At 36.1% G+C, this 2,263-nt stretch carries 2 protein-coding genes; both read left to right on the top strand.

The genetic code is table 11. The features are described from left to right. The coding region (locus L4C33_RS21685) for a hypothetical protein (RefSeq protein WP_428814458.1) at positions 1–1,763 on the top strand (1,763 nt) is incomplete at its 5' end. 217 nt (positions 1,764–1,980) lie between these two features. Continuing rightward, complete coding sequence (locus L4C33_RS21680) at positions 1,981–2,232, top strand: hypothetical protein (RefSeq protein ID WP_428814457.1); 252 nt, start codon at positions 1,981–1,983, stop codon at positions 2,230–2,232. Positions 2,233–2,263 lie beyond the last annotated feature (31 nt).

The raw sequence follows: 2,263 nt of genomic DNA, 5'->3' as shown, positions 1-2,263 counted from the left end.
AACATGATGACATCTCGATAAAAGAGACAGATAGCATTCAATTTCAAGTTACTATTGATGAGGATTCGTTCAAGGCATTTGGTGCACCATACGTGATTGTAGGTGATGTGCCTGTGGAAATGAAATTTCATTATAACTCTGGAAATAATCGCATATTTATCTCAAGTGAGCCCCTAGGGCATCATTCATCTAAATATTTTTATAACTTTTTTGGCGAGAGTGAACTTGGTTTAGCATTTGAGGATGATGAGTCTTTTTTGAAGTCCGTTACTATCAACATACTTGCTAGAGTAGAAAATGCACAACTCGCCAGTGAGATGTWGAATTATATAACTGAGAATATGGAAGATGCTGTATCTATATGTTTCTCAAGGAGTAAAATAGCCGGTTCTCATAATAACAGCGAATCTTTTAACTTTACACGATTAGATATTATTGAAAAGGCTGTAGCTTATCTCTCTGATAATTTACCACTATTTATTAGGGAGCATAACCATACTTGGAAGCCTGAAATGATACTTTCCGATCGTGGGCAACCGACAGGTCCAGATTCAGTCCATTGGGTACTGACTAATTTAGATAAGGTATCACCTGCGAGCCATGAAGATTCAAACTTACTTTATAATAATCGTAGCTATCGATTAGATACACTCCCTAAAGAAAATATCGTTCAAGACAGCGATGTATATGAAAACAGAGTTATCCATACTTTCCTATATAATATTAGTTTATTTCTTGTCGAWTTAAGGGACACTTACTCAAAAATAATCGTAAATGCTAAGCCGGTTTACTCGGATAGTGAGTATGTACGGTTTGACCATACAATGGAGAAGTTCACTAAATTGGCTATGTCTCACAAGACTCGCCAATTGGAACAAATTTTGTCGTCTATAGAACAACTAAGGCATGCATTCAATAAATGTATTCCGTCCAAAATTGTTCCTGGAATTCAACCAAAGTTGACATCCTATGTTTCTAAGAATCAACACTATCACAAAACGTTTCGACTTATAGAACAATGTAACACTTCAGCGGCACCGAGCTTTGAAGGAAATAAGGTTCTTCTTGGTTTAAAAAATCTGTCTATCGTATATGAAATCGCTTCATTATTAATGTTACACGAATCGTTGAAGAGGTGTTTAAATGTACAACATGTAGGTCAATCCTATAGGATGCATGGCGAGAATTACCCTTTTGGAGGTTTTGAAAAGGAACGGCCATATGGCGAAGTGAACAACCTTCTTTGTTATGGAAACGATACTCTTGATATTGAACTGTTTTATGAGCCTAAGATTTATCCGATGAGTGACATGAGTGCTGTGGGTGATTTAGTAGATACTAGTGATAGCCGTAGTACAAAACGTTATGGCAAACATCATTATTGTCCTGACTTCATAATGAAAATATCGTCAAAAAGATGGAATAAGCCAGTTACAATCGTTTTGGATGCTAAATATAAAGATTCTGAAACTATTAAAAAGTTCGACATGGTTGAGCTAACTCAGAAGTACCTTTTCAACATTCATCAAATTGGAGAAGGTATGTCTTTAGGGGTGTCTCCGATTAAACTTTTAGTCGTTCTTTTTGCACACAATCGCAAACATAGTTCTATAAGAATGGTAGCGCCTAGACATACACTTACTGGGGAGTACCCTGTCTTACCGCAAGCTACTGGTGTTTTGTTTAAACCAAATGATACTCTCAAGCTTGATGAACAACTAAAAGCTTTTATTGATATGATTGACAAGGAACAACGAAAATAGTTGGTAGTAGTGACGTAATATGCATCGTTTTGATTGCGTCATTACTTTTTAACTAAAAATTGGTTAGATAATCGAGCTAAGTGTTTGTAATAGAATAGATTATATAATACTATGCTTTTGCGGTCTTGGTGAGTAACGAAACCTTAAGTCAAACAATTGCCTTAAAAGGCAAATGTTTATTAAAAATTAGGTTCATTAACTCAACTAAGGAGGCCACATGGCTTTTATTGCAAAAAATCAATACCGTAACCCATTCCTATCTGATGGCGAATTACTGCTAAGAGCGGAAGTTTTACTAAAGTCCCACAATAATACTTTGGTAGAAATCGAGTGGCTGGAAGGTAACGGAGGGGATTTAGATAGAATCCTAGAACTCTGTCATTATTCAGAATCTGTGGCTAGGGAGTTGCGGTTAGTCCGTGATGCACTAGAGGAAAACAGTTATGAAAGCTCAAGGTTCAAGATCTAATGGGTTTAGTTAAGACTACACTATTTTAGTG

This window comes from Vibrio makurazakiensis (assembly GCF_050337375.1).
Lineage (GTDB): Bacteria > Pseudomonadota > Gammaproteobacteria > Enterobacterales > Vibrionaceae > Vibrio > Vibrio makurazakiensis.
This window is presented reverse-complemented; position numbering and strand designations above follow the sequence as displayed.

Bases quoted from the DNA above. Each gene is read 5' to 3' on its own strand.
- L4C33_RS21680 (WP_428814457.1), top strand. From the start codon at position 1,981: ATGGCTTTTATTGCAAAAAATCAATACCGTAACCCATTCCTATCTGAT.